This window comes from Streptococcus oralis Uo5 (assembly GCF_000253155.1).
Taxonomy (GTDB): domain Bacteria; phylum Bacillota; class Bacilli; order Lactobacillales; family Streptococcaceae; genus Streptococcus; species Streptococcus oralis_L.
Window position 1 is genome coordinate 1,388,002 of record NC_015291.1, and the last position, 24,978, is coordinate 1,412,979.

Here is a 24,978-nt window from a genome sequence, read left to right on the forward strand (position 1 = left end):
ATCAAGATGAAATAGATAAAAATGCTACCTATATTATACCCCATTTAGGGGAGAATAGGTAGCAAGTTTTTTATTCGCTATCGAGCAAGAGCTCTTTTGGTTGTTTTCTGAGGAGATTGCTTGAAGCAAGCGCCATAACGAGAACCACTAGAACCAAGGCAAGGACAAAGACGATGATAAAGTCTGATGTCTGAATGGAAATGTCTAGGCTCGACAAGGTCTTGCTAAAGCCATCTACTTCTGCACCACCACCAAGGTTAGAGGCTTGAGCTGCCTTGCTGGCTTGCTTGGCAACACCTGAAGTAACATTGGCAAGGACGGTGTTTCCGATTGCACGAGCTGTATAGTTAGCTAGGAAGTAAGCAGAAACAAGAGCAGGGATGGCAATCAAGATCGATTCAGTGATGAATTGACCCAAGATACTTGCCTGCTTGAGACCAATAGAGAGGAGAATTCCCACTTCCTTGCGACGGGCGTTGATCCAAAGACTGAGCAAGAGGGCAAGGAGAAGGACTGAGAAGCTCAAGCTACCCCAGAAGAGGAGGTTGGCCATCTTGTACATACCAGAGATGGATTGCTCAAGAGCTGGGTAGTTAGATGAGCTCTTAACAAGTGTATAGCTCTTCCAGTTGATACCGCTGATGCCATTCAACTCTTTCATAACATCATCCAAGTTCTTGTCTGCTGTTACAAAGAAGGTTGCATCCCCATAAATAGCTGTGTCTTCTGTGTATCCATAAAGTTTTGCAGCAGTGTGAATGTCTGTGATAGCTGTATTTTCATAGAGTTCTTGTGAGTAGGTTACTGCTGACTTATTGTGACCATCAAAGAGTCCCTTGATTGTCACTTCAACTGTTTCCTTGGCTCCTTTTTCATTGTCTGCATCGTAGATATTGGAGTCTAGTTTGACCTTATCTCCGACTTTCCAACCGTGTTTAGCAGCCAAGTCCTTGTGCATGAGGATCTTGTCTTTGTCGTCGTTGGTTAGGTGCTCACCTTCAACCAGCTTATATGAGCCAGAGACAAACTTATCTTCTTTTGAGGAGTCATTAACACCTGTAATCATCAAACTGCTTCCAAACCGTTTGGCACGGTCTGCAGTGAGATTTTTCTTGGTTTCTGGCGTTTCGATAAGGTCATATCCAGTTAAATCTCCGATAGCGTTGATACGTTTAACATAAGACTCGATGGCCTTATTTTCGGTGATTTTTTTGATATCCTCACCCTTGATATTCCCTGAACCACGTGGTGTTCCTTGGTTGACGCGACGATTGATTTGCATGGAGAAGCTATTGGTGATATTTTTAAATGTCTCCTGAGAAGCCTTGGCAGTAGCTCCCTTGATCGACAAGCCGACCAAACTCAAGCTCGCCATGAGGAGAATAATCAGGAAGATAACAATCGATTTGAAAAACTTCCTTGTAACATAGGCAAATGCGTTGTGTAACATAGGTTCCCTTTCTAGATTTGATTTCATAATTCTATCAAAACAAGCTCATCTTATTTTGTAGTGTTGCGAGTTTCAGTCAGTTTCTTATCCTTCAATTCAAGTGTAATATCTGACGCTTGTGCCACTTCTTTACTGTGGGTGACGACAATCACACATTTACCTGTTTTCTCAGCAAGTGACTTGAGCAGTTCGATAATATCTCCAGCAGTTTTAGGGTCCAGATTTCCTGTTGGCTCATCAGCTAGAATAACTGGAGCTTCTGAAACCAAACTGCGAGCAATAGCAACACGTTGCTGTTGACCACCTGATAACTGGAGAACGTTCCGCTTGATCTGACTTTCATCCAAACCAAGTTCAAGAAGCGTATCCTTGCTGGCTTTTTTGTTGACCAAGCGGATATTTTCCAGCGGAGAAAGATAATCTATCAAGTTATAATTTTGAAAGACCAGAGAAATATGGTGCATGCGATGGTAAGAATATCCCTTATTCCGAATGTCCTCTCCTTGGAAAAGGATAGAACCTTCAACAGGACTATCTAGGCCAGCGAGTAGGGACAAGAGAGTGGATTTTCCTGCTCCTGACTCACCAATGATACTATAAAACTTTCCGGGTTCAAAATTATACTTGATCTGATATAAAACTGCCTCAGCAGTGTTCTTATAACGGTAGGTAACATCTTGCAATTGTAATAAAGTCATGATTTCTCCTTCTTAACTAATAGATGATAAAATTTCTTTCGGCGATTTTCTAAATAAGAATAGGAAACAAAGGGCTACGGACAAGCAACCAATCAAGAGCAGAAAGACATAGGATTCTGCAAAGGATAGGAGACTGGTTGATAGACCGCTTGCTTTGGCCAGCGTGTCCTGTAAGCTTGCCTGATCTCCACTGGCTAGTACAGTTTGGAGCAGATAGGATGTGATGGCGTTTCCTGCAACAAATGCTGGAAGCAAAGCTCCGATTGATACCAAAACTACCTCTAAACAGAATTGTAGGAAGATTGAACTCTTGCCTTTTCCTAGTGCCAGAAGAATCCCTACTTCGTAGATCCTTTCTCTCAACCAGAGAGACAAGACCAAAATTAAGGCTCCTGCTCCTGCTATCAACATCCCATAAAGGAAGATGGTGAGGAAGGTTTGGAAGGTTGCCACTGAGTCTTTGATTTGTTCAAAGGCCTTGTTTTCCTTCTCGACTTGGTAGCCTTGACTTTCTAAAGCCAAGTTTTCCACCTGCTTCATGAGTCCGTCCATTTCCTTAGGATTTTCTACATAGAAGCGCGCTGCACTGACCTGCGGTTCACTATTTCCCAAAAGGGTTTGGCTGCTTTCATAGTCTGTAAAGACTTGGTTTTCACTGAAGTCAGAAGACAAGCCTGTGAACTTCTCTTGTTTTTTTCCAGAAAAGATGCCGACAATTTCAAACTCAACTGTCTGCCCTTTACCAGATTCTGACTGACCAGCATCCAAGCGAATCTTATCATGAAGCGAAAGACCGTTCTTCTTGACCAACTCTTCGTGGATAAGGATTTTCTTGGAGTCCCCTTTTTGAAGGTGTCGCCCTTCTTTTAGATTGAAAGCCGAACTGGTAAAGGTGACATCTTTGGATGAATCCTCGAGAGCCGTTAAGCTAACTAAATTCTTGTCCGCAGCTGACAAGTCATCACGTTCGACGCTCTGCTCACCACTCACTGCTTCCTTGTCTTTTAGTTTTGCGACCGTCTCGAGTTCAGGAGAGACATTTTCCAGTCCCTTAATCTTGCTCACGGATGCTAGGTCCGATAACTTGAAGGTCTGTCCATTTTCTATCTTTTTGATAGAAAAAGAGGTATTGAGTGATTTGTAAAGATTGCTTTCCACTGTTTTGTTGGACTTCATCAGCGTCAAACAGGCTGAAATTCCTGCTAAAAGGACAAATAAAATCAGAAATAAAATAAAACTTCTCAGTCGTTTTCTGCTGACATAAGCCCAAGCTCTTTGGATTGGATTCATTTGTCACCTCCATATTTGTAAGACTATTATAAAATCTAAATATGAAATGTTTATGAAATCGAAAAAACTTTTTGATTTATTTTTTGAAAAAAAGCTGGTATTTCTACCAGCTCCATTTTTATAACTGCATCCACTCAAAGCAAAGAAAATGCAGAAACTAAACCAGAGAGGATGTTAGCTGTGGCATGCATTAGCCAACTTGGTAAAATTGATCCTCCTGCTATCTTTTCATTAACAAAACCAAGATAAGCTGCTATTGCTCCAGTAAAAAATACAATGAAAAAAGTGACTCCCAAACTCACTACTGAAGCAAACAATACTCCATGAAGCAATCCAAAAGCGAAGGCCTGTATGGTATTTGCAAAGACAAACGGCATGTGATTTGCCATTCGTTTCAGTAGAAAACCTCTAAATAATAGTTCCTCTGGTAAAGATGTTTGCAAAATACTGTAAATTAGAATACTTGGTAAAGCCTTAGAACCCATAGCAGAAAAAGCCGAAGTAGCTGTTTCTAGACCACTAGTAAGAGGAAAGATAAGGATAGAAAAAATAGTAAATAAGGAAAATCCCCCCACCATCCATAAAATCAGATGCAAAGTTTTTACTCTTTTGATAGCTTTTAGTCCGATCCATTCCATAAATGGAACTTTCCCCCTCGTAGTCATAAACCACCAGATAGAAGGTAGTAAAATAATAAAGAGAATTTGAATAAAGGCGCTCATTATTCGTTGAAGTTCATTAACCATCGTAATCCTCCTTTAAACTTTTGAAATACTCATTTCAAATACCAAATGACTATCTACTCCTCCTTTCCTACCTTATATATATCCGTTTTAACCAAGCCTATTAGTATCCATTACTCGATGATCTTTCATATAAGACTTTTTGCAGTTACTTTCTATCTATATTATAGCACTATTTAAAAGAAAAGAAAAAAACAAGAAAGGTAGACCTCTCTTGTTGAATAATCACTATGCGTGCTAACAAAAAAAAAAAAAAGAGCTAGCAAAAGCTAACTCTTACCCTATGCGGAGAGAGGGACTTGAACCCTCACGACCTAAAGCGGTCACAGGATCCTTAGTCCTGCGCGTCTGCCAATTCCGCCATCCCCGCGTCGATTACTTTACTAGTATATCAACTTTCAAAATCTTTGTCAACACTTTTTTCAGATTTTTTTCATTTTTCCAACAGGCTTATAGTTCAATTTCAGCAAGGTTTTCATCCAGTAATTTTGCTCCCAATGTGTTCTTAAAATGCCCAAGAGCAAACTGATGATTTTCTGGCCAAATAGAGGCAACTGCAGGCTTAACAATCTCAATTTGATAACCTAAATTATAAGCATCAATAGCCGTATGAAGGACGCAAATGTCAGTCAGGACTCCAGTTAAGATAACAGTATCAACCCGACGTTCCCGCAAACGGATATCTAAGTCCGTTCCTGAAAAAGCTGAATAGTGACGCTTGTCCATCCAAAAGACACGACTATCCGCCCCATGCTCAGCATAAAAATCAGCTAGGGAGCCATAAAGGTTACGCCCACTAGTTCCAATGATGTTGTGCGGTGGAAAGAGCTTGCTTTCTGGGTGGAATGTATCCTTCTCTTCATGAGCATCAATGGTAAAAAAGACATAGTCTCCACGATCAAAAGCTAATCTAGTTACCTGATCAATGGCTTTTGATATTGCTTGAGCGGGTGCGCCAGAAGTTAGCTTTCCATGGTCTGCTACAAAATCCTCTGTATAGTCAATCGAAATTAAAGCCTTTGCCATTAGTAGTCCCTCTTTTTCACTTCCTCAAAAATATCACCAATTAGAACTTTGAGATAAGTCCCCTTCATTCCGAGTGAACGGCTCTCAATAATTCCCGCCGACTCCAATTTACGAAGCGCATTGACAATCACTGAGCGCGTAATGCCAATACGATCTGCAATAACTGATGCAGTCAGCTGCCCTTCATTCCCATCCAACTCAGCTAAAATAGCTGATACGGCACGAAGTTCTGAATAGGAAAGGGTATTGACCGCCATGGTAACAGCCGTACGACGGCGAATATTTTTCTCATCTTCTTCACGTTGGAAGTTCAATAGTTGAATCCCTACTACCGTGCTGGCAATCTCGACAAGGATCAAATCTTCATCTTCAAACTTCTTATCATTGCGCCAAATGATCAAGGAACCTAGGCGAATCCCTGATACATGAATCGGAGCAATCGTTGTCAACCCATCTGGAAAGTCCGCACGGCTCTCCACAGGGAAAATGGTCAAATCATGTTCAACAGGAAGATTGGCTTCCGTATCATAGATCATGTTTGCCCCTTGTACATAGACGTCAGGGAAGGTTTTGGTTTGGAAGAATTGTTCTACACGGTCATTATTGGTCTTATAACGCATAAAGTAACCCAAGAGACGTCCCTTGTTATTCACAATACAAGCGTTACAGTCAATAATATCTGCTAACTGGCGTGTGATCGCATTGTAAGGAAGTTCATCTTGGAGTTGCTCCTCAGAGCGCTTTAGAATAGACGTGATTTTTCTTGTTTTTTCTAATAAATGTGCCATTTTTTACCTCGCATATAATCGCTTCCATTATAACATAGAAAAGTCTTTATTTCAATAATTATCTGAAAATTGCTTATTTAATTGCAATTTTGAACAGCAAAAATATTTTAGAAAAAAAGCAATTTTATTTTTGATATCATAACATTATAAGAAGATGACATGATAAATCCCTTTCCGTTTCACCTATCCTTTACTATCACCATCTTCTTTTACTATCGGTCTCCTTATATATAAAAGCGATTCACAGTGTGAATCGCTTTTTTCTATTTGTCTCCTTTGTTACGAATAACAAAGCCAGTCTTCTTTTCGCTTGAAGTGTTGCGAGGTTTTCTATTGTCTTTATTACGGTAACGTCTGTCTTTATCAAAACGATCGTTCCCACGACTGCCTTTCTTGAAATCATCACGGTGACCATTGCCACGGCGATCACGATCTCGACGGTCATCTCCACGACGGTCTCCTCGACCTCCCTTGCCTTTGCCACCAAAGCCATTACCTGATGGTTTAAATGGCAGTGGTTTTTCACGCGCAATCTCCACTTCAGGAAGGCTGTCTGGATCTTGGACTGTCAGACTCAAGATATACATAGCCAATTCTTCTGGACTAAATTCTGCAGCTAACTTACGAGCATCTTTAGCAAATTTCTCGAAGTTCCCACGAATGGCTTCGTCTGCGAAGTCTCGTTCGATTTTCTTGAGCGCTACTTGTTTCTTAGCTTGGAAGGCTTCTTCTGCTGTCGCTGGTTTCAAGCCTTTCATGCGCTTCTTAGTCAAGTTTTCAATAATTTGAAGGTAGCCCATTTCATTTGGAGAAACAAAGGTAATAGATTGACCTGACTTACCAGCACGACCTGTACGACCGATACGGTGAACATAACTTTCAGGATCTTGTGGAATATCGTAGTTGTAGACGTGGGTCACACCTGAGATATCCAAACCACGTGCTGCTACGTCTGTCGCAACTAGAACATCAAGATTCCCATTTTTAAAATCACGAAGGACACGAAGACGTTTGTTTTGGTCCAAATCACCATGAATCCCTTCTGCACGGAAGCCACGGATTTTAAGACCACGAGTCAATTCATCTACACGGCGTTTGGTACGACCAAATACGATAGCAAGTTCTGGTTGTTCCACATCCATGAGACGTGTCATGGTATCAAATTTCTCTTGTTCCTTGACACGGATATAGTACTGGTCCACCAGCTCTGTTGTCAATTCCTTGGCAGCAATTTTGACATGCTCAGGGTCTTTCATAAACTGAACACCAATACGTTTGATAGCATCTGGCATGGTTGCTGAAAAGAGCAAGGTTTGACGATTTTCAGGGACACGGGAAATGATGGCTTCAATGTCTTCAAGGAAGCCCATATTGAGCATTTCATCCGCTTCGTCAAGGATGAGGGTTTCAATATCTTGTAATTTCAAGGCCTTGCGTTTAATCAAGTCCAAGAGACGGCCTGGTGTTCCTACCACGATATGGGCACCAGATTTAAGGGCCTTGATTTGTTTTTCAATGCTGGAACCACCGTAAACTGAGCGAACTTTCACTCCCTTGCTACGGCCAAATCGGAAGAGTTCTTCTTGGCTTTGAACTGCGAGTTCACGAGTTGGAGCGATGACCAAGGCTTGGATGGTCGCTTCTTCTGTACGGATTTTTTCAAGGGTTGGCAAGCCAAAGGCTGCAGTTTTTCCTGTACCAGTCTGAGCTTGACCGATAACGTCTTTTCCTTCGAGAGCCAAGGGAATGGTCTGTTCTTGGATGGGACTGGCTTCTACAAATCCAGCTTTTTCAATCTCTGCTAGCAATTCAGCAGACAAGTTAAATTCATTAAATTTCACGTTATTCTTCTTTCTAAAGGTGGTGCGAAGCCACCCTATAGGGCTTTAGTTTATACTTTTCTTTTCATGACGTATCTTCTACAAAAAAGAGATACCGTGTTGCTTCTTTTCCACGAAAGAAAAGTACGAGTTTCTTTGCAACCTATCTAGTATAACACAAGAGAGAAGCAAAAGATAGTAGAATCCTTAAGGAAAATCATGTAAGCGGTTTTTGGATTTCCTTTTTTGATTGAACGACCTAGATAATAAGACAAAGCCAAGGCTATACTATATAAAATGAGAAAAACGAACAAGGTTTGTGTGTATGAATGAGCTATTTTATAAGTCTCTGCTAATAAAATAGGCCCTGCTAAACCAGCCATTGCCCAAGCTGTTAAAATATATCCATGCAGTGCGGCCAATTCCTTGGTTCCAAAAATATCACTGAGATAAGCCGGAATCAATGAAAAACCAGCTCCATAGCAAGTCATCAAAATAGACATAGCGACTACAAATAAAACGGAATCTGTAAAGAGCCAAAGTGAGAGAGAAAAGAAAAGATTGACAAGCAGTAATATACTAAAGGTTAGAGGGCGACCGATATAGTCAGATAAACTAGCCCAGAGCAAACGACCAAACCCATTGAAAATCCCTAAAACGCCCACCATTACTGCTGCATGACTTGTAGACAAACCAGCCATCTCCTGTGCCATTGGCGATGCCGCTGAAATTAAACCTAAACCACAAGCTATGTTGATAAAGAAAATAATCCAAAGTATATAAAACCGATTGCTTTTCAGGGCCTGATTCGCAGCCATTCCTTGCGTCAAAGAGGCTGTTTTTTCTTTCCCTGAAACAGATAAAATTGCAAGCTCTTGCTCATTTGGACGCTTAATGAATTGTGAAGCTAGGAGCATGATAATAAAGTAACTTGCACCTAAAATATAAAAAGTTTCTACAAGCCCTACCCCTGCGATGAGATGTTGCGCTATGGGACTAGTCAATAAAGAAGCAAAACCAAACCCCATAATCGCTAAACCTGTTGCGAGACCACGTTTATCAGGAAACCATTTTATAATCGTTGACACAGGGGTAATATAGCCTGCTCCCAAACCAAGCCCACCTAAAATGCCATAAGCGAGATACAACAACCACAGCTCCTGACGTTCTATTGCAAATCCTGTTAAGATATTTCCACCTGCGTATAGAAAAGCAGATAGACTCCCCATGACTCTCGGACCAAATTTTTCTACCAAACGCCCCATAAATGCAGCCGATAATCCCAAACAAAAGATTGCTAGACTAAAGGCAAAGGCAACAGAAGCCTGATCCCATCCCGTTTTTTCAATAATAGGGTTGCGATAAACACTCCAAGCATAAGTCGAACCCAGCATTAAGTGTAAAATGACCCCAGCAAAGGCAATAATATAACGATTCGATTTCATAAAACCTCCTATTTTCGAACATTTATTCTATTTTACATAAAAATAGATAGGATTTTAGTCTATCAAGCTTGTCAAAAAATTACTAGTTTTTTGTCTGGAAAGCGTTTTTATCTTTTCTGTCTTTTTCGTAGCAGATTTGTGCAAAAAGTGTTTTCTTATGCTAGAATGAAAATCGAATAGGAGGACTATAAATGTTAACATATGATTTAATCGTTATTGGATTTGGTAAAGCTGGGAAAACACTAGCTGGTAAATTGGCTTCAGCTGGCAAAAAAGTTGCCCTGGTTGAACGTAGCAAAGCTATGTACGGTGGAACTTGTATCAACATCGGATGTATCCCAACTAAAACCTTGCTAGTTGCTGCTGAGAAAGACTTATCTTTTGAAGAAGTCATTGCTACCAAAAATACTATCACTAGTCGCCTCAACGGCAAAAACTATGCTACTGTTGCGGGAACAGGTGTAGATATCTTTGATGCGGAAGCTCACTTCCTTTCAAACAAAGTCATCGAAATCCAGGCTGGTGATGAAAAACAAGAACTGACTGCTGAAACTATCGTTATCAACACTGGTGCTGTTTCAAACGTCTTGCCAATCCCTGGACTTGCTACAAGCAAAAACGTCTTTGACTCAACAGGTATCCAAAACTTGGACAAATTGCCTGAAAAACTTGGTGTCCTTGGTGGCGGAAATATCGGTCTTGAATTTGCAGGCCTTTACAACAAACTTGGCAGCAAAGTTACAGTCCTAGATGCCTTGGATACTTTTCTACCTCGAGCAGAACCTTCCATCGCAGCTCTTGCTAAACAGTACATGGAAGAAGACGGTATTGAATTGCTTCAAAACATCCGTACTACTGAAATCAAAAACGACAGTGATCAAGTCCTTGTCGTAACTGAAAATGAAACCTACCGTTTCGACGCCCTTCTCTACGCAACTGGACGTAAGCCAAACGTAGAACCACTTCAACTTGAGAATACTGATATTGAACTAACAGAGCGTGGTGCTATCAAGGTCGACAAACATTGTCAAACAAACGTTCCTGGTGTCTTTGCAGTTGGAGACGTCAATGGTGGACCTCAATTTACCTACATTTCACTTGATGACTTCCGTGTTGTCTATAGTTACCTTGCTGGAGATGGCAGCTACACTCTTGAAGACCGTCTCAATGTGCCAAACACCATGTTCATCACACCTGCACTTTCACAAGTTGGTTTGACTGAAAACCAAGCAGCTGATTTGAAACTTCCATACGCTGTTAAGGAAATCCCTGTTGCTGCGATGCCTCGTGGTCATGTAAATGGCGACCTTCGAGGTGCCTTCAAAGCTGTTGTGAATACTGAAACCAAAGAAATTCTCGGTGCAACTATCTTCTCAGAAGGTTCACAAGAAATCATCAACATCATCACTGTTGCCATGGACAACAAGATTCCTTACACTTACTTCACAAAACAAATCTTCACTCACCCAACCTTGGCTGAGAACTTGAATGACTTGTTTGCGATTTAAGTTGAGACTGATTTGTTAGCTAACAGCCCTCGTCGGGCTGTTTTTGTTTCTGCGAAATCTCATACTCTTCGAAAATCAAATTCAAACTACGTCAGCTTCACCTTGCCGTACTCAAGTACAGCCTGCGGCTAGCTTCCTAGTTTGCTCTTTGATTTTCATTGAGTATCAAATCTGTCTTTTCCCTCTTTTATGATATAATAGAAACATGAAATTAAAAACTACTTTGGGTCTCCTAGCTGGGCGTTCTTCTCATTTTATTTTGAGCCGTCTTGGCCGTGGAAGTACGCTCCCTGGAAAACTCGCCCTTCAATTTGATAAAGATATTTTACAAAACCTAGCTAAGAACTACGAGATTGTCGTGGTCACTGGAACCAACGGGAAAACCCTGACAACTGCTCTCACTGTCGGTATTTTAAAAGAAGTTTATGGTCAAGTTCTGACCAATCCAAGCGGTGCCAATATGATTACAGGGATTACGACAACCTTCTTGACGGCCAAATCCTCTAAAACTGGGAAAAACATTGCCGTTCTAGAAATTGACGAGGCCAGTCTATCTCGTATCTGTGACTACATCCATCCTAGCCTTTTTGTCATCACTAATATTTTCCGTGATCAGATGGACCGCTACGGTGAGATTTACACAACTTATAACATGATTTTGGATGCCATCCGTAAGGTGCCTACGGCTACTGTTCTCCTCAATGGTGACAGTCCGCTTTTCTATAAACCAGCTATTCCAAACCCAGTTCAGTATTTTGGTTTAGACTTGGAGAAAGGGCCAGCCCAACTGGCTCACTACAATACCGAAGGGATTCTCTGCCCTGACTGTCAAGGCATCCTCAAATATGAGCACAATACCTATGCCAACTTGGGTGCCTATATCTGCGAAAATTGTGGCTGCAAACGACCTGACTTGGACTACCGTCTGACAGAACTAGTTGAGTTGACCAACAATCGCTCTCGTTTTGTCATTGACGGACAAGAATACGGCATCCAAATCGGTGGACTTTACAACATCTACAATGCCCTTGCTGCGGTTGCCATTGCTCGCTTCCTCGGTGCAGATTCACAACGGATCAAACAAGGATTTGACAAGAGTCGTGCAGTCTTTGGTCGTCAGGAAACCTTCCATATCGGTAACAAAGAATGTACCCTTGTCCTCATCAAGAATCCGGTTGGTGCAACTCAGGCTATCGAGATGATTAAACTAGCGCCTTATCCATTTAGCCTTTCTGTCCTCCTCAATGCCAACTATGCTGATGGGATTGATACCAGTTGGATCTGGGATGCAGACTTTGAACAAATCACTGACATGGATATCCCTGCAATCAATGCTGGCGGTGTTCGTCATTCTGAAATCGCACGCCGTCTTCGAGTGACTGGCTACCCAGCTGATAAAATCACTGAGACAAGCAATCTGGAGCAAGTTCTCAAAACCATTGAGAACCAAGACTGCAAGCATGCCTATATCCTGGCTACCTATACTGCTATGCTAGAATTCCGTGAACTGCTGGCTAGTCGTCAGATTGTTAGAAAGGAGATGAACTAATGGTTTATACTTCACTTTCCTCAAAAGCTGGCAACTACCCTTATCAGCTCAACATCGCCCACCTCTATGGAAATCTCATGAATACCTATGGAGACAATGGAAACATCCTTATGCTCAAGTATGTGGCTGAAAAGCTGGGGGCTCATGTGACAGTTGACATCGTTTCTCTCCATGATGACTTTGATGAAAACCACTACGACATCGCCTTTTTCGGTGGGGGTCAAGATTTTGAACAAAGTATTATCGCTGGCGATCTTCCTGCTAAAAAAGAGAGCATTGACAACTACATCCAAAACGATGGTGTTGTTCTAGCCATCTGCGGTGGTTTCCAACTATTGGGTCAATATTATGTTGAAGCTTCAGGCAAGCGCATCGAAGGTCTAGGGGTCATGGGCCACTATACCCTCAACCAGACCAATAACCGCTTTATCGGTGACATCAAGATTCACAATGAAGATTTCAATGAAACCTACTATGGATTTGAAAATCACCAGGGCCGTACCTTCCTCTCAGATGACCAAAAACCACTGGGATTGGTTGTCTATGGAAATGGAAACAACGAAGAAAAGGTCGGCGAAGGGGTTCATTATAAGAACGTCTTTGGTTCCTACTTCCACGGACCTATCCTCTCTCGTAATGCCAATCTGGCTTATCGCCTAGTCACTACTGCCCTCCGAAAAAAATACGGTCAGGACATCCAACTCCCTGCCTATGAGGATATTCTCAGTCAAGAAATCGCTGAAGAATACAGCGACGTGAAAAGCAAGGCTGACTTTTCTTAAACCAAGGAAAATTAGATCAAAGAACTCCCCTATCTTGTCGGAGTTCTTTTTGCCTGTTCTTTTACCCTTCTCCCTTGCATTTTCTCTCTTTTTTTGCCAAAATAGAGGGGTAGAAAGAAGGTAGCATATGTCTAAATTACAACAAATCCTAACATATCTTGAATCAGAAAAACTAGACGTCGCTGTCGTATCTGACCCCGTCACTATTAATTACGTCACTGGCTTTTACAGTGATCCCCATGAACGCCAAATGTTCCTCTTTGTTCTAGCAGATCAGGAACCGCTTCTCTTTGTTCCAGCCCTTGAAGTAGAGCGTGCAAGCAGCACTGTTTCCTTCCCAGTTGTGGGCTATGTGGACTCTGAAAACCCATGGAAGAAAATCCAAAATGCTCTTCCACAACTTGATTTCAAACGTGTCGCTGTTGAGTTTGACAATCTCATCTTAACCAAATACCATGGTTTGAAAACAGTTTTTGAAACTGCTGAGTTTGAAAACCTCACTCCTCGCATCCAACGCATGCGCGTCATCAAATCAGCTGACGAAGTGCAAAAAATGATGGTTGCAGGTCTTTATGCTGATAAGGCTGTTAAGGTTGGTTTTGACAATATTTCTCTTGATAAGACAGAGACAGATATCATTGCCCAAATCGACTTTGCCATGAAAGGTGAAGGCTATGAAATGAGCTTTGATACCATGGTCTTAACTGGCGATAACGCTGCAAATCCGCACGGAATTCCTGGTGCAAACAAAGTTGAAAAGGACGCCCTTCTCCTCTTTGACCTCGGTGTCATGGTTAATGGCTATGCCTCAGATATGACTCGTACGGTCGCTGTCGGCAAACCAGACCAATTCAAAAAAGATATTTACAACTTGACCCTTGAAGCCCAACAAGCTGCCCTTGACTTTATCAAACCTGGTGTGACTGCTCATGAAGTAGACCGCGCTGCCCGTGAGGTCATCGAAAAAGCTGGTTATGGTGAGTACTTCAACCACCGTCTCGGTCACGGTATCGGTATGGATGTCCACGAATTCCCTTCTATCATGGAAGGAAACGACATGGTCATCGAAGAAGGCATGTGCTTCTCTGTTGAACCAGGTATCTATATTCCTGGTAAGGTCGGTGTTCGTATCGAAGATTGCGGTGTCGTCACTAAGGATGGCTTTGACCTCTTTACAAGCACCAGCAAAGATTTGCTTTATTTTGATTAATGGTATTATTTTATGTTAAATGATTTCTTTAAATTAGTTGACAACGTTACTAACGAAACTTCTAAGGTTGTTAATGGTATCGTTAATGAATCCTCGAAGGTTGTTAATGATATTGCTAATGAGACTTCAAAAGCCGTAAAAATAGTTGTCGATGAAACTTCAAAAATAACTGGCAATACTGTAGATGGAGCTGTGAATATAGTCAATAATACTATGACAGGAATTTCTAATGTTATAAGTATTCCAGGTAAAGTTGTAAATATTATTCTTGAAGTACACTCATGGAATAGTCAAGAGCGTCTTGAAAAGAAACAAGATGAGGAGCTTAGACAATCTTTATCCATTCAATTTCCAGAATTCTTAAATCAAGAAGAGTTCAATAGAATAATTCACGAAGAAACCGATAAAATTATTCGAATAAAAAAAGTAGAAATTAGCCAAACTTTAATTAATTTGGAGGTATATTCAAATAGTCGAATTTCAACTTGGTGTTTTACTTTAGATTATAATGATTATGGAATTTTAACAGGAAAAGTTAGAATCTCAAGTGAAAACACTGACTCAAGTATGCCTAAAAATGTTAGTTTACGAATTTCGGAGCGGCTTAATGATATTTTAAAGAATCAGTATATTCTTCCACCTGATGATTATGAGATTTTACTTGCAAAAGAACCTTTCGAAGTAAAAGAGCTTTTTGAGAATATTGGATTTCATAATGTAACATTACTTGAAGAAAAATATTGAAAAATACCACATTTTATTAAGAATTACAAAATACATAGTATTACAATAGAAAATTGCAAATATTTTGATAAAGATTCCTATTTTGATAGTAATTCTTCTGTTGTAATTTCCTATTATCTACAGGAAGACTGAGAGTCAAAATAATAAAACGCATAGTATCAAGTTTATTCAACACCTGATACTATGCGTTTTTTGATTTTAAAGACTTTTGACTCAACCTCTCTACTTAATCTTCTTAACACTCTGAAAGACTACAAACCCCACAATCATTCCCAAGGTATTTTGCAGGAAGTTTGGAAGGATTTCTGGTAAGGCTGCTGACCAGCCATTCATCAGGGTAGAACCTAGGGCGTAGCCACTTACCATGACGATAGTAGCCAAGACAAGGCCTAGCCATTGCCATTTGCCTTTAAAGCCTGCAAAAAATCCTTGCAAGCCATGGTTTACCAAGCTAAAGAACATCCACTGTGGAAAGCCTGATAAAAGGTCAAGCAGAAAAGCTGCTAGTCCTCCAACGACGGCCCCTTCTTTACTGCCAAAGTAAAAGGCAGTAAAGAAAATACCTGCATCCAAGAGAGTCAATATTCCTGTTGCCGTTCCAATTTTCAAGTAATAACCTAGAACCACAGAAAGGGCGGTTAAGAGGGATATAAGGGCGATTTTAGTTGTTTTGGTTTGCTTCATATTGTCTTACTCCATATTGATCTGATTGTGCGATAGCACGGTAAACGAAAGCTTTCGAGCTCTCTACTGCTGGTAAAAGTTCATCACCTTTAACCAAGTGACTGGCAATGCTTGAGGCAAAGGTACAACCTGCACCAGCATTTTGACCTTGGATAACAGGATTTTCTAGAACAGTGAAAGTTTGTCCATCATAAAAGACATCTACAGCCTTGTCCTGACTGAGGCGATTGCCTCCCTTAATAATAACTGCTGGCGCTCCTAAATCATGCAATTTCTGCGCTACAGCTTTCATGTCTTCCAATGTTTTAATTTCCTGACCAGCCAATAATTCTGCTTCAGGAAGATTTGGCGTGATCACACTGACATGAGGGAAAAAGCGAATCAACTCTTGACAGAGTTCACTGACAGCTACATCGTGCGTTTCTTTGCAGACCAAGACAGGGTCCAATACCACAGGCACTCCTGGACGTTGCTTGATAAAGTCCAATGCCTTCTCAGCCACACTGACAGTAGGGAGAAGACCAATCTTAATCCCTGCAAATTCCACATCACGTAAGCTATTCAACTCATGTTGGAAAATAGTATCATCCGTAGGGAAGACTTCAAAGCCCTTTTCGGTCAAGGCCGTCAAACAAGTGACAGCTACAAAGCCATGCAAGCCGTTCAAGGTATAGGTGGCAAGATCAGCTGATAAACCACCACCACTAAAAATATCACTCCCAGAAAGGGCTAAAATACGATTATTCTTCATAACGAATCTCCTTTAAATACAAGCCATTCGGTGCTGCTGTTGGACCTGCAAGCTGTCTGTCTTTTTTTTCTAAGATCAAGTCAATCTGCTCAACTGGCATTCGATCATTTCCGATTTTGAGCAGCGTCCCCACCATATTGCGAATCTGCTTATACAAGAAGCCATTTCCTGAAAAGGTAAAGGTCAAAAACTGCCCTGTCTCATCAACACTAAGACTGGCTTCTGTAATAGTTCGAACCTTGTCCTCTACACTGGTTCCAGATGCTGTAAAACCGGTGAAATCATGGGTTCCCTCTAGCTTTTTGATTGCCATCTGCATGCGTTCTACATCAAGCGGATAGGGAAAGTGAGTGGCATAGTGACGGCGCAAAGGATTTTTGGGACGCCCTCTATCCACGATAAACTCATAGGTCTTGCTATGTTTTGCATAACGGCAATGAAAATCATCGGCCACAATCTCAATCAAAATCACATCGATATCTTCAGGAGACTGGGTATCTAGAGCAAAACGGAGTTTTTCCTCATCCATCTGATAGGGCAGGTCAAAATGAATCACCTGTCCCAGAGCATGGACCCCACTATCAGTCCTACCAGCACCGTGTACAGTGATGGCTTGCCCCTTATTGAGTCTCGTTAAAGTTTTTTCGATTTCCTCTTGAACGCTCCGCGCATGAGGCTGGCGCTGAAAACCAGCAAAGGCATAACCATCATAGGAAATGATTGCTTTATATCTTGTCATAACTTCTATTTTATCAGGAAATAAAAGTGTAAACAAGTTTAAAAACTAATAACTGTCTGGGTACAAAAATTCCGAAAAGAAAAACTTAGGAAACCAATCCTAAGCTCTCTTTTGAAGTGCGTACATAACAAAGATAGAAGTGACAATCAACCAGCATCCTAGAATGGTGAAGACCAACATACCGTTTTGAGTCACCAAGCCAATCGCCCCAAGAATGAAAGGTGTCGTAAAGGCTCCAAAGCTGCATCCTAGCACTGCAAAAGATGTTGCCTGATTAAGGAGCTTGGCTGGGATTCTTTCAGAAAGAAGCTGAAAGACAGTGGTCAAGGCTACGCTGTAGGCAAAACCTGCCACAACACTTCCAACTACCATCACACCCAATGACGGAGACAAGGCAATCACAATCTGCCCCAATCCAAAGGTGATACCTGACCAAAGGAGCAACCTTTCTTTAAACAGAGAGATAAAGAAAGAAAAACTCACACCTGCCAAGATACCAATCAACTGCATGATACTTAAAACCAAACTCGATAACTGGGCATCCCCTAGACCTCTTTCCACCATCAGACTAGGAATACGAATGGTGATAGCTGTGTTGGTACAGACAACAACTGCTGCTTCGACAGCCAAGAGAAAAATTAAGCCTTTCATCTGTCCTGTCAAACGAGTCGTTTCGGCCTCTTTTTTCTTTGTTTCTTTCTTTTCTTTGACATAAGGGACAAAGAGCAGATAAAGAATCAATACTAAAAATCCCGCACTGTAGGCCAAGAAGGTCACTGTCCACCCAAAGGATAAGAGCTGACCGACCACTAGAGTCAAAATCGACGCCCCAACAACTTCTGCTGATCCGCGGAGACCCAGCATCTGGATCCGTGTCTTTCCATGATAGCGTTCACTGATAATGGAAATGGCCTTGGCATTGATCATCCCCACGCCCAAACCAAATAAAATCCGCATAGCAAAGACAAAGTTATAATCCTGATACCAGAAGGGAGCTGTTCCACCGATAGAGAGGATGAGAAGTCCCAGACTAATCTGAAGTCGCTCAGGAAGCAAACGCTCCAAAAACCCATTTAAAATCAGCATAATCATGATTCCAAAAGAAGGGAGACTGACCAGGAGCTCGATTTGTTCTTTGGGGGAGCCTTGATAATAGTCAAACATGGCTGGCAGAGCACTTGAGATGGAAAAGGAGGTAATCAAAACGAGGGAGAGGGCCAAAATACTAGCCCGTTCTAAATATTGTTTCATGGATTTTCTTTCTATATATTTCTCACTGTTGATCCTTGTAAAAGGAAGATGGCAAGAAAAGAAGGAGCCCGATTGAACTAGAGACTCCGTCCTAACTTTCCTAATAGGAAGACTATTTTCGCTTGATTTGCTTGATCAGATAGAAGATGAAGCCTGCAACCATATACGCCGCAAAAATGATCAAACACCATTTGATAACCACGTCCCAACCCTTGTTCACATTTAAAAAGAAATAAGGGAAGGGATTGTCCTTGGAATTCGGAATATTGAGTTTTAAGACCAGACCGTTAAACAAGGCAAAAATCATATAAACCAAGGGCAATATGGTCCACAAGACTGGATCCCAGATCTTGTATTGACCCCGTTTATCAAAGAAGAGGGTGTCGGCTAAAAACCAGAGTGGAACGATATAGTGGCAAAGGAAATTTTCCACTCTGTAAAAGTCTGTCGCGATCGGAGCAAGCATAAAATGGTAAATCACACAGGTAATCATGATACTCATGGTAACGCCACCCTTGAGACGAAGTAGGGTCGAATTTTGCCAATTTTCACCTGAACGGCTCATCACACGGAGCAAATAGCCCGTGAAAATCGTTACCAAAAGATTGGACAACACTGTGTAGTAAAGGAGCATACCAAAGCCACCGTGCTTGGTAATCTCCAAATAAACTCCTGTAAATGCCGCTAAGAACAAAAGTACACGACTATAAAAGATAAATTTATAATTCAGTTTCATGGCTAGATTTTCTTAACAAATTCTGACTTGAGTTTCATGGCTCCAAAACCATCAATCTTACAGTCGATGTTGTGGTCACCTTCTACGATACGGATATTTTTAACGCGAGTTCCTTGTTTCAAATCCTTTGGCGCACCTTTTACTTTCAAGTCCTTGATAAGGGTTACAGTATCGCCGTCAGCCAATTTATTTCCATTGGCATCGATAGCAACAACACCTTCTTCTACTTCTGCAACTTCTGCAGGATTCCACTCATAGGCACACTCTGGGCAGACCAAGAGACTTCCGTCTTCGTAGACATATTCTGAATTACATTTTGGGCAATTTGGTAAGTTGTTCATAAGTCCTCCTAAAACTAACAATTATTCTTTAAAATTCATATGTTATTGAACAGCAACTATTATACCGTAAAATCCTACTTTTGACAATGTGTCCTAAGTCCAGCAGACAAAAAAATCATGCAACTGTTTACAGTTACATGACTTTTAAAAGATGATTGGTCATGGGCACTTATCAAGCACCACATGATAAAAGGGGTAGCAACTATATTTTACAAACCAGGAGCTTGTCCAAGTTCTGCTGCAAGCATCCAAACTGTTTTCTCAAGTTCAGCCTTAGCACCAACAAAGATATCGTTTGTAACATCATCGCCTTCTTCATCAGTCACATCCAAAGCTTTTTGGAAAAGAGCGATGAGGTAGCGATAAATCGCTAGAACACGTTCCAAGCTTTCTTCAACGTTACGGAATTCTCCTTCTTCTTCTTCGATTTCACTGTGTTGAAGGAATTCTGTCAAAGTTGAGTAAGGTTTGCCGCCAAGGGTGATCAAACGTTCGCTGATTTCGTCAAGATAGCCATCAAGGCTGTCCATGTATTCATCCATTTTTGGATGCCATACGAGGAAACCACGACCACGCATATACCAGTGAACTTGGTGAAGGGCAATGTGAGCCACATACAAGTCCGCTACTGCTTGGTTCAATACTTCCTTTGTTTTTGCCAATGCTACTGGCGCTGTTTTAGATAATGTTGTTACGTCTTTTACTGCTTCTTTTTTCAATTCAACCATATTTCTTACCTCTTTTCATTTTTTTATAACTACTTCACAGTAGCTATAATACAAGTATACTACTACCAGAAAATGATATCAAGGAAAATGTACTATCTGAGAAAAGTTGCAATAGACTGATAATTTAAGAAAAATATACAGAATTTTTTAAAAAAAAGACAGTCTTAGAAGACTGTCTGGAATAACTGAGATTATTTTACAAAATCAAGCAATGCCAAGAAGCTTTCAGCTTCAAGTGACGCACCACCAACAAGGGCACCGTCAACGTCTGGGCAAGCCATGTATGAAGCAACATTTTCAGGTTTAACAGAACCACCGTATTGAACACGAACTTTGTCCGCAACTTCTTGACCAAAGTCAGCTGCTACAACGTCACGAACAACTTTACACATTTTTTGTGCATCGTCTTGTGAAGCTGATTTACCAGTACCGATAGCCCAGATTGGCTCATAAGCGATAACTGATGCAGCAACTTGTTCAGCTGTCAATCCAGCCAATGCAGCAGATACTTGGGCACCTACGAATTCAGCAGCTTTACCAGCTTCGTAAGTTTCAAGTGATTCACCACAACAGATGATTGGAAGCATACCGTTTGCAAAGATTGCTTTTGCTTTTTTATTGATATCTTCGTCAGTTTCATGGAAGTAGTCACGACGCTCTGAGTGACCGATAACAACGTAGTCAGTACCGATTTCTTTCAAAACTTGTGGGCTAGTTTCACCAGTGAAAGCACCTGCATTTTCAAAGTAGCAGTTTTGAGCAGCAACTTTAAGGTTTGAACCTTTAGCAGCAGCAAGAACAGCTGTCAAATCAACTGCAGGAGCTGCGATACCTGCTTCAACAAGGTCTGATGAAGGAAGTTTTGATGCAACGGCTTCAACGAATGCTTTTGCTTCTTCTGGATTTTTGTTCATTTTCCAGTTACCAGCGATAAATGGTTTACGTGACATTTCACATACCTCTTTTTTCATTTTATTCACTATTATTCTATCATATTTATAAGGAGCTTGCAAACCTTACTCTAATTTTCAAGATTTTTCAAGCGACTAATCTTGCCACAAATTCATGGCATCGAGAAAATCAGCCGAAGCCTGAACTTGTTTGGGATTATTCGCTTCTCGCTCTGCTCGTTTGGCCTCTACCTGAGTCACAGACTGAATGCCTTCATGGCGCCAGTTTCGTAGGATTGCCTGAATATATTTCCAGTTTGGCTTGCCATTGAGGACGGCCTCTCGGAGAGCTTCCTTAATCAAATCCGCCTTAACTCCGTCTTCTTTGACTGTCTTAGAAAGATCTTCGATTTCAAATGGCGTTAACAAGCGTCCCAATTCCTGCTGAAACGTTTCAACCAGATCCTTCAATTGATTTTGCGGGTTGGGGGCTGTTGTAGCTGGAGTTTGGCTGTCTAGCAAGCTATCCAAGCGTTCAAAAGCCAAACTAGCATCAAAAATGAGCTCAATTTCCCCATTTAGTTCAATGGTACGATATTGTAGTAACCCATTTTCTGTCAAATTCGAAATGGATTGGTTGACATCTGCTACTTCTTTCCCAATGATTTCAGCAATCTGACTAGGCGAAACATCTCCTAGGGCTGTGGTATTTTGTAAATAGAAAAATTGCCAGACGAGAAAATCTTCGCTGGAAGGAAAGAGTTCCTTAAAATGCAAGAGCAGGGCACTTGGCAAAACCAAGTTCCCTGATTTAAAAGCGTCAAAATATGTCATAATTCCTCTTATAGATATCCAAATGCAGCCGCATCATCCTCTACCTTTCTCCAGTCAAAAGGGGTTTCTTGATAAACTGCATAGTTTACCCAATTGCTGAAAAAGAGGGCAGCTGATGAAGACCAACAAAGACAGGGCGTCTCATTTACATCATCATTTTTAAAGTAGTTCTCTGGGATATGAGGATCGAGTCCCGCCTCATAATCACGAAAATACTCTCTTGCCAAAGTGTCACGATCATACTCCAAATGACCAAAACTATAAATCTCACGCAAATCTCGACTAGCTAGGATAGAAACCCCAACCTCAGGACCTTCTGATAGAATCTCAAGATTGGTCTTGTTTAAGATCTCTTCTTTTAAAATCTCCGTATGACGAGAATGAGGAGCTACATAGCGATCATCAAACCCTCTAAAAAGAAGGTGCCCTTCTTTCAAGGTGTCCTGTGGATAAATGCCTGATAGTTTCCGATCCATCTGGTGCTTTTCAACGCCATAGCGAACATAAAGACCTGCTTGAGCTCCCCAACAGATATGGAGGGTTGAAAAAACATGCGTCTCAGACCATTCGATGACCTGTTTGAATTCCTCCCAGTAATCTACCTCTTCAAAAGGTAAATGCTCTACTGGTGCTCCTGTGATAATCAGTCCATCAAAAAAATCATCCTTGACCTCTGGAAAGGTCTTATAGAAGGTTTCCATATGTTCGGAACGAGTTGTCTTGGAACGATGTGTTTCCATATATAAGAAATCAATATCTAGTTGCAAAGGGGTATTAGCCAAATGCCGCAAGAGTTGCGTTTCTGTTACCATTTTTTGAGGCATGAGATTTAAAATCAAAATCTTCAAGGGGCGAATATCCTGATGAGCGGCCCGTTGGTCGTCCATAACAAAGATATTTTCTGTCCTTAAAATCTCCACAGCTGGTAATTTTTTATCAATTCGAATCGGCATAATACCCTCCTAACAGTTCTCTATTTCGGGAATGATGTTGTCTGTTTGAAAGTAAAAACCTCCAAATACTTCTTCCCTTTATTATACTGTATGAAGATATAGTTTTCAATTATAGTTTTTCTCTAACTAGCTATAGTTAATTTATATAGCAGATGAAGAGAAAACAGCCCCAAGGACTGTTTTCATTAATAATGCATAAGAACCTTGTAATCGTAGTCTCCGATTTTTTCACGGCCTTTAAGCTCATCCAACTCAATCAAGAAAGCACAACCGGCTACAACTCCACCAAGTCTTTCAATCATCTCAATCGTTGCCTTGACAGTTCCACCTGTTGCCAAAAGATCATCTACGATGAGAACACGTTGGCCTGGCTTGATCGCATCTGCATGCATGGTCAAGGTATCAATACCGTACTCTTTCTCATAGTCAGCAGAAATCACTTCACGTGGTAATTTCCCTGGTTTACGAACGGGTGCAAAGCCAATTCCCAACTCAAAAGCAACTGGACAGCCAACAATAAATCCGCGAGCCTCTGGACCCACGATCATGTCGATTTTCTTGTCAGTTGCATACTGAACGATTTCACGAACAGCATAGCTATATGCATTTCCATCTGCCATTAAAGGGCTGATATCACGGAAGGTGATGCCTTCCTTGGGATAATTTTCAATCGTTGCGATATAATCTTTTAAATTCATCTTTTTCTTTCTTTCAAAGTTTTTTACTCTCTATTATAGCATATTTTTTAAGAAAGAAAAAAGGAAAAGTTAACTTCAATAATTATCTAACGATTTGACGATTTATAACTAGCCATAGCAATAAAGCCCAATTTCTGTTTATTCTTAGCAAACATTTTATACATAGTTAAAAACTGCTTTCTATTCTCCTTTTTACAAGCATTTACGCAAATTTTCAAAGTTCCTAGCCAACCTTCGTCATAAATCATACCTGATAATTTCATTAATGTCATTTCACCAGTCAATATTTTCACATCACGATAACCTGATTCTATCATCACCTGTTCCCAACCATCTTGAGTTAAAGGACCTACATTTACATGAATTGCTTGTGACAATTCCTGTCTGACAGACTCTTTAGCCTCCTTAAGAAGCACATCATGTGTCAAAAGAAGACCTTCAGGTTTTAAAACCCTTAGATACTCCATTACACATTTTTTCTTAGCTTGATCGGCTTGCATAGTCAGCATAGCTTCATTTATAACAATATCAAAACTAGCATCTTCATAAGGAAGTTTCATTGCATTTGCTCTTTCAAATCTGATCAAATGACCAACACCTGCCGTTTCAGCAGATTTTTTAGCCACTTCTAAGGCTTGTCCATCCATATCAACAGCAGTTATCTTACAACCAAAACGCTGTGCCAACTCAATTGCTGTAGTTCCCCTATTGCACGCAACTTCTAGTATTCTCTTTTCTTTTGAAAATTCTCCTTCCGCAATTAACCAATCTGTAGCACGTTTTCCACCTGGACGTAAGCGTTTTTTCCCCAGTTTTGCTAAAAACTTATGACCTGCTTCTGACATTTGAACACCTCTATTTTTTCTTCATTATAACATAAAATTATATTATCTGACAATTCTAATCTATTATTTGATAAACTAGAATCAAAAGCATACAAGCTGCCATGACTATAGCATAAATCTATTAATCACCTCTCTAGTTCAAATTCAATTGCTCACGTAGTTTACGCATATAGTTTACGACTACATATTTGTACTTTAGAGTTGCTGGCCTCCTTATCCGCTATATGCGCTTTACTATCACGTGCCTATTCGTATAGCCAAGATTTCTCTATCTCTTTCTCTGCCGATTCTTGCTTCCAACGTCAGACTTAAACAGTCTATCCTAATGCCGTTCGATCAGCTACTCACAATAGTCAGGCTTGGGAATCACTTTTGGGTTTACTAGTATATGGTACCCACAGAGGACTTACACCTCAGATGAACGGAATGCCCGTCGTACCTAAAAAAACGAGCACTTTCGCACTCGTTCTCTGAT

General features: G+C 40.9%; 25 protein-coding genes and 1 tRNA gene. 5 read left to right on the forward strand and 21 right to left on the reverse strand.

All coding sequences use genetic code 11. The annotated features are described in order from the left end of the window. Positions 1-70 precede the first annotated feature (70 nt). The 9 genes from vex3 to SOR_RS07055 all read right to left on the reverse strand — a co-directional run bounded on the left by vex3 (position 71) and on the right by SOR_RS07055 (position 9,260). Entirely contained in the window at positions 71-1,450 is a 1,380-nt protein-coding gene (gene vex3, locus SOR_RS07015; RefSeq protein WP_000903002.1) for an ABC transporter permease subunit Vex3, read from the reverse strand. A 50-nt stretch (positions 1,451-1,500) separates the two neighbouring features. After that, on the reverse strand, positions 1,501-2,148 hold the full coding sequence (gene vex2 / locus SOR_RS07020) for an ABC transporter ATP-binding subunit Vex2 (protein WP_000173735.1): 648 nt from the start codon (positions 2,146-2,148) through the stop codon (positions 1,501-1,503). 12 nt (positions 2,149-2,160) lie between these two features. Next, the gene (locus tag SOR_RS07025; protein ID WP_001068257.1) at positions 2,161-3,438 is read right to left on the reverse strand and encodes an ABC transporter permease; all 1,278 of its coding nucleotides are present in this window, start codon (positions 3,436-3,438) and stop codon (positions 2,161-2,163) included. A 134-nt stretch (positions 3,439-3,572) separates the two neighbouring features. Next, the gene (locus SOR_RS07030; protein ID WP_000245886.1) at positions 3,573-4,184 is read right to left on the reverse strand and encodes a CPBP family intramembrane glutamic endopeptidase; all 612 of its coding nucleotides are present in this window, start codon (positions 4,182-4,184) and stop codon (positions 3,573-3,575) included. Between the two features lie 281 nt (positions 4,185-4,465). Next, positions 4,466-4,551, reverse strand: a tRNA-Leu gene (locus SOR_RS07035). A gap of 80 nt (positions 4,552-4,631) precedes the next feature. Next, positions 4,632-5,207: a cysteine hydrolase family protein gene (locus SOR_RS07040; RefSeq protein WP_001029657.1), complete on the reverse strand. Its 576-nt coding sequence runs from the start codon at positions 5,205-5,207 to the stop codon at positions 4,632-4,634. Further along, a complete protein-coding gene (gene codY, locus SOR_RS07045; RefSeq protein WP_000940724.1) occupies positions 5,207-5,995 on the reverse strand; it encodes a GTP-sensing pleiotropic transcriptional regulator CodY in 789 nt (262 codons plus the stop codon). The genes SOR_RS07040 and codY overlap by 1 nt, the downstream gene beginning before the upstream one ends. Positions 5,996-6,258: 263 nt before the next feature. Further along, positions 6,259-7,836, reverse strand: a complete 1,578-nt coding sequence (locus tag SOR_RS07050; protein WP_000671079.1) for a DEAD/DEAH box helicase — start codon at positions 7,834-7,836, stop codon at positions 6,259-6,261. A gap of 146 nt (positions 7,837-7,982) precedes the next feature. Further along, the gene (locus SOR_RS07055; protein ID WP_000841594.1) at positions 7,983-9,260 is read right to left on the reverse strand and encodes an L-lactate MFS transporter; all 1,278 of its coding nucleotides are present in this window, start codon (positions 9,258-9,260) and stop codon (positions 7,983-7,985) included. Between the two features lie 191 nt (positions 9,261-9,451). Here SOR_RS07055 and SOR_RS07060 point away from each other — a divergent pair, with 191 nt between their 5' ends. The 5 genes from SOR_RS07060 to SOR_RS07080 all read left to right on the forward strand — a co-directional run bounded on the left by SOR_RS07060 (position 9,452) and on the right by SOR_RS07080 (position 15,053). After that, positions 9,452-10,768: an FAD-containing oxidoreductase gene (locus SOR_RS07060; protein ID WP_000958954.1), complete on the forward strand. Its 1,317-nt coding sequence runs from the start codon at positions 9,452-9,454 to the stop codon at positions 10,766-10,768. Between the two features lie 205 nt (positions 10,769-10,973). Beyond that, positions 10,974-12,317 (forward strand): lipid II isoglutaminyl synthase subunit MurT, encoded by a 1,344-nt coding sequence (gene murT / locus SOR_RS07065; RefSeq protein WP_000770018.1) that lies wholly within the window; start codon positions 10,974-10,976, stop codon positions 12,315-12,317. Beyond that, a complete protein-coding gene (gene gatD, locus SOR_RS07070) occupies positions 12,317-13,099 on the forward strand; it encodes a lipid II isoglutaminyl synthase subunit GatD (RefSeq protein WP_000263173.1) in 783 nt (260 codons plus the stop codon). Before murT ends, gatD begins: the two co-directional genes overlap by 1 nt. A gap of 127 nt (positions 13,100-13,226) precedes the next feature. Then, complete coding sequence (locus SOR_RS07075; protein WP_000040918.1) at positions 13,227-14,309, forward strand: M24 family metallopeptidase; 1,083 nt, start codon at positions 13,227-13,229, stop codon at positions 14,307-14,309. A 12-nt stretch (positions 14,310-14,321) separates the two neighbouring features. Continuing rightward, a complete protein-coding gene (locus SOR_RS07080; RefSeq protein WP_000930852.1) occupies positions 14,322-15,053 on the forward strand; it encodes a hypothetical protein in 732 nt (243 codons plus the stop codon). A 222-nt stretch (positions 15,054-15,275) separates the two neighbouring features. On the opposite strand, the gene SOR_RS07085 is transcribed toward SOR_RS07080, so the two are convergent. From SOR_RS07085 to SOR_RS07140, 12 genes are all read right to left on the reverse strand, one after another. Further along, positions 15,276-15,737, reverse strand: a complete 462-nt coding sequence (locus SOR_RS07085; RefSeq protein ID WP_000814956.1) for an ECF transporter S component — start codon at positions 15,735-15,737, stop codon at positions 15,276-15,278. After that, positions 15,715-16,488, reverse strand: a complete 774-nt coding sequence (locus SOR_RS07090; protein ID WP_000794801.1) for a bifunctional hydroxymethylpyrimidine kinase/phosphomethylpyrimidine kinase — start codon at positions 16,486-16,488, stop codon at positions 15,715-15,717. The genes SOR_RS07085 and SOR_RS07090 overlap by 23 nt, the downstream gene beginning before the upstream one ends. Continuing rightward, complete coding sequence (gene truA / locus SOR_RS07095) at positions 16,478-17,227, reverse strand: tRNA pseudouridine(38-40) synthase TruA (RefSeq protein ID WP_000199153.1); 750 nt, start codon at positions 17,225-17,227, stop codon at positions 16,478-16,480. The genes SOR_RS07090 and truA overlap by 11 nt, the downstream gene beginning before the upstream one ends. Positions 17,228-17,326: 99 nt before the next feature. After that, on the reverse strand, positions 17,327-18,478 hold the full coding sequence (locus tag SOR_RS07100) for an MFS transporter (RefSeq protein ID WP_000816255.1): 1,152 nt from the start codon (positions 18,476-18,478) through the stop codon (positions 17,327-17,329). 112 nt (positions 18,479-18,590) lie between these two features. Further along, entirely contained in the window at positions 18,591-19,214 is a 624-nt protein-coding gene (locus SOR_RS07105) for a Pr6Pr family membrane protein (RefSeq protein ID WP_000775200.1), read from the reverse strand. A gap of 2 nt (positions 19,215-19,216) precedes the next feature. Next, positions 19,217-19,555 (reverse strand): zinc ribbon domain-containing protein YjdM, encoded by a 339-nt coding sequence (locus SOR_RS07110; protein WP_001061600.1) that lies wholly within the window; start codon positions 19,553-19,555, stop codon positions 19,217-19,219. 209 nt (positions 19,556-19,764) lie between these two features. Beyond that, positions 19,765-20,283: a Dps family protein gene (locus SOR_RS07115; protein WP_000229890.1), complete on the reverse strand. Its 519-nt coding sequence runs from the start codon at positions 20,281-20,283 to the stop codon at positions 19,765-19,767. A gap of 191 nt (positions 20,284-20,474) precedes the next feature. After that, positions 20,475-21,233: a triose-phosphate isomerase gene (gene tpiA, locus SOR_RS07120; RefSeq protein WP_000087899.1), complete on the reverse strand. Its 759-nt coding sequence runs from the start codon at positions 21,231-21,233 to the stop codon at positions 20,475-20,477. 96 nt (positions 21,234-21,329) lie between these two features. Beyond that, positions 21,330-22,007, reverse strand: coding sequence for a DnaD domain-containing protein (locus SOR_RS07125; RefSeq protein ID WP_000220745.1), 678 nt, complete (start codon positions 22,005-22,007; stop codon positions 21,330-21,332). A gap of 8 nt (positions 22,008-22,015) precedes the next feature. After that, the gene (gene metA, locus SOR_RS07130) at positions 22,016-22,960 is read right to left on the reverse strand and encodes a homoserine O-acetyltransferase MetA (RefSeq protein WP_001122734.1); all 945 of its coding nucleotides are present in this window, start codon (positions 22,958-22,960) and stop codon (positions 22,016-22,018) included. A 185-nt stretch (positions 22,961-23,145) separates the two neighbouring features. Beyond that, on the reverse strand, positions 23,146-23,658 hold the full coding sequence (locus SOR_RS07135; RefSeq protein ID WP_001049316.1) for an adenine phosphoribosyltransferase: 513 nt from the start codon (positions 23,656-23,658) through the stop codon (positions 23,146-23,148). Positions 23,659-23,744: 86 nt separating this feature from the next. Then, the gene (locus SOR_RS07140) at positions 23,745-24,503 is read right to left on the reverse strand and encodes a class I SAM-dependent methyltransferase (RefSeq protein WP_001287222.1); all 759 of its coding nucleotides are present in this window, start codon (positions 24,501-24,503) and stop codon (positions 23,745-23,747) included. Positions 24,504-24,978: the final 475 nt, after the last annotated feature.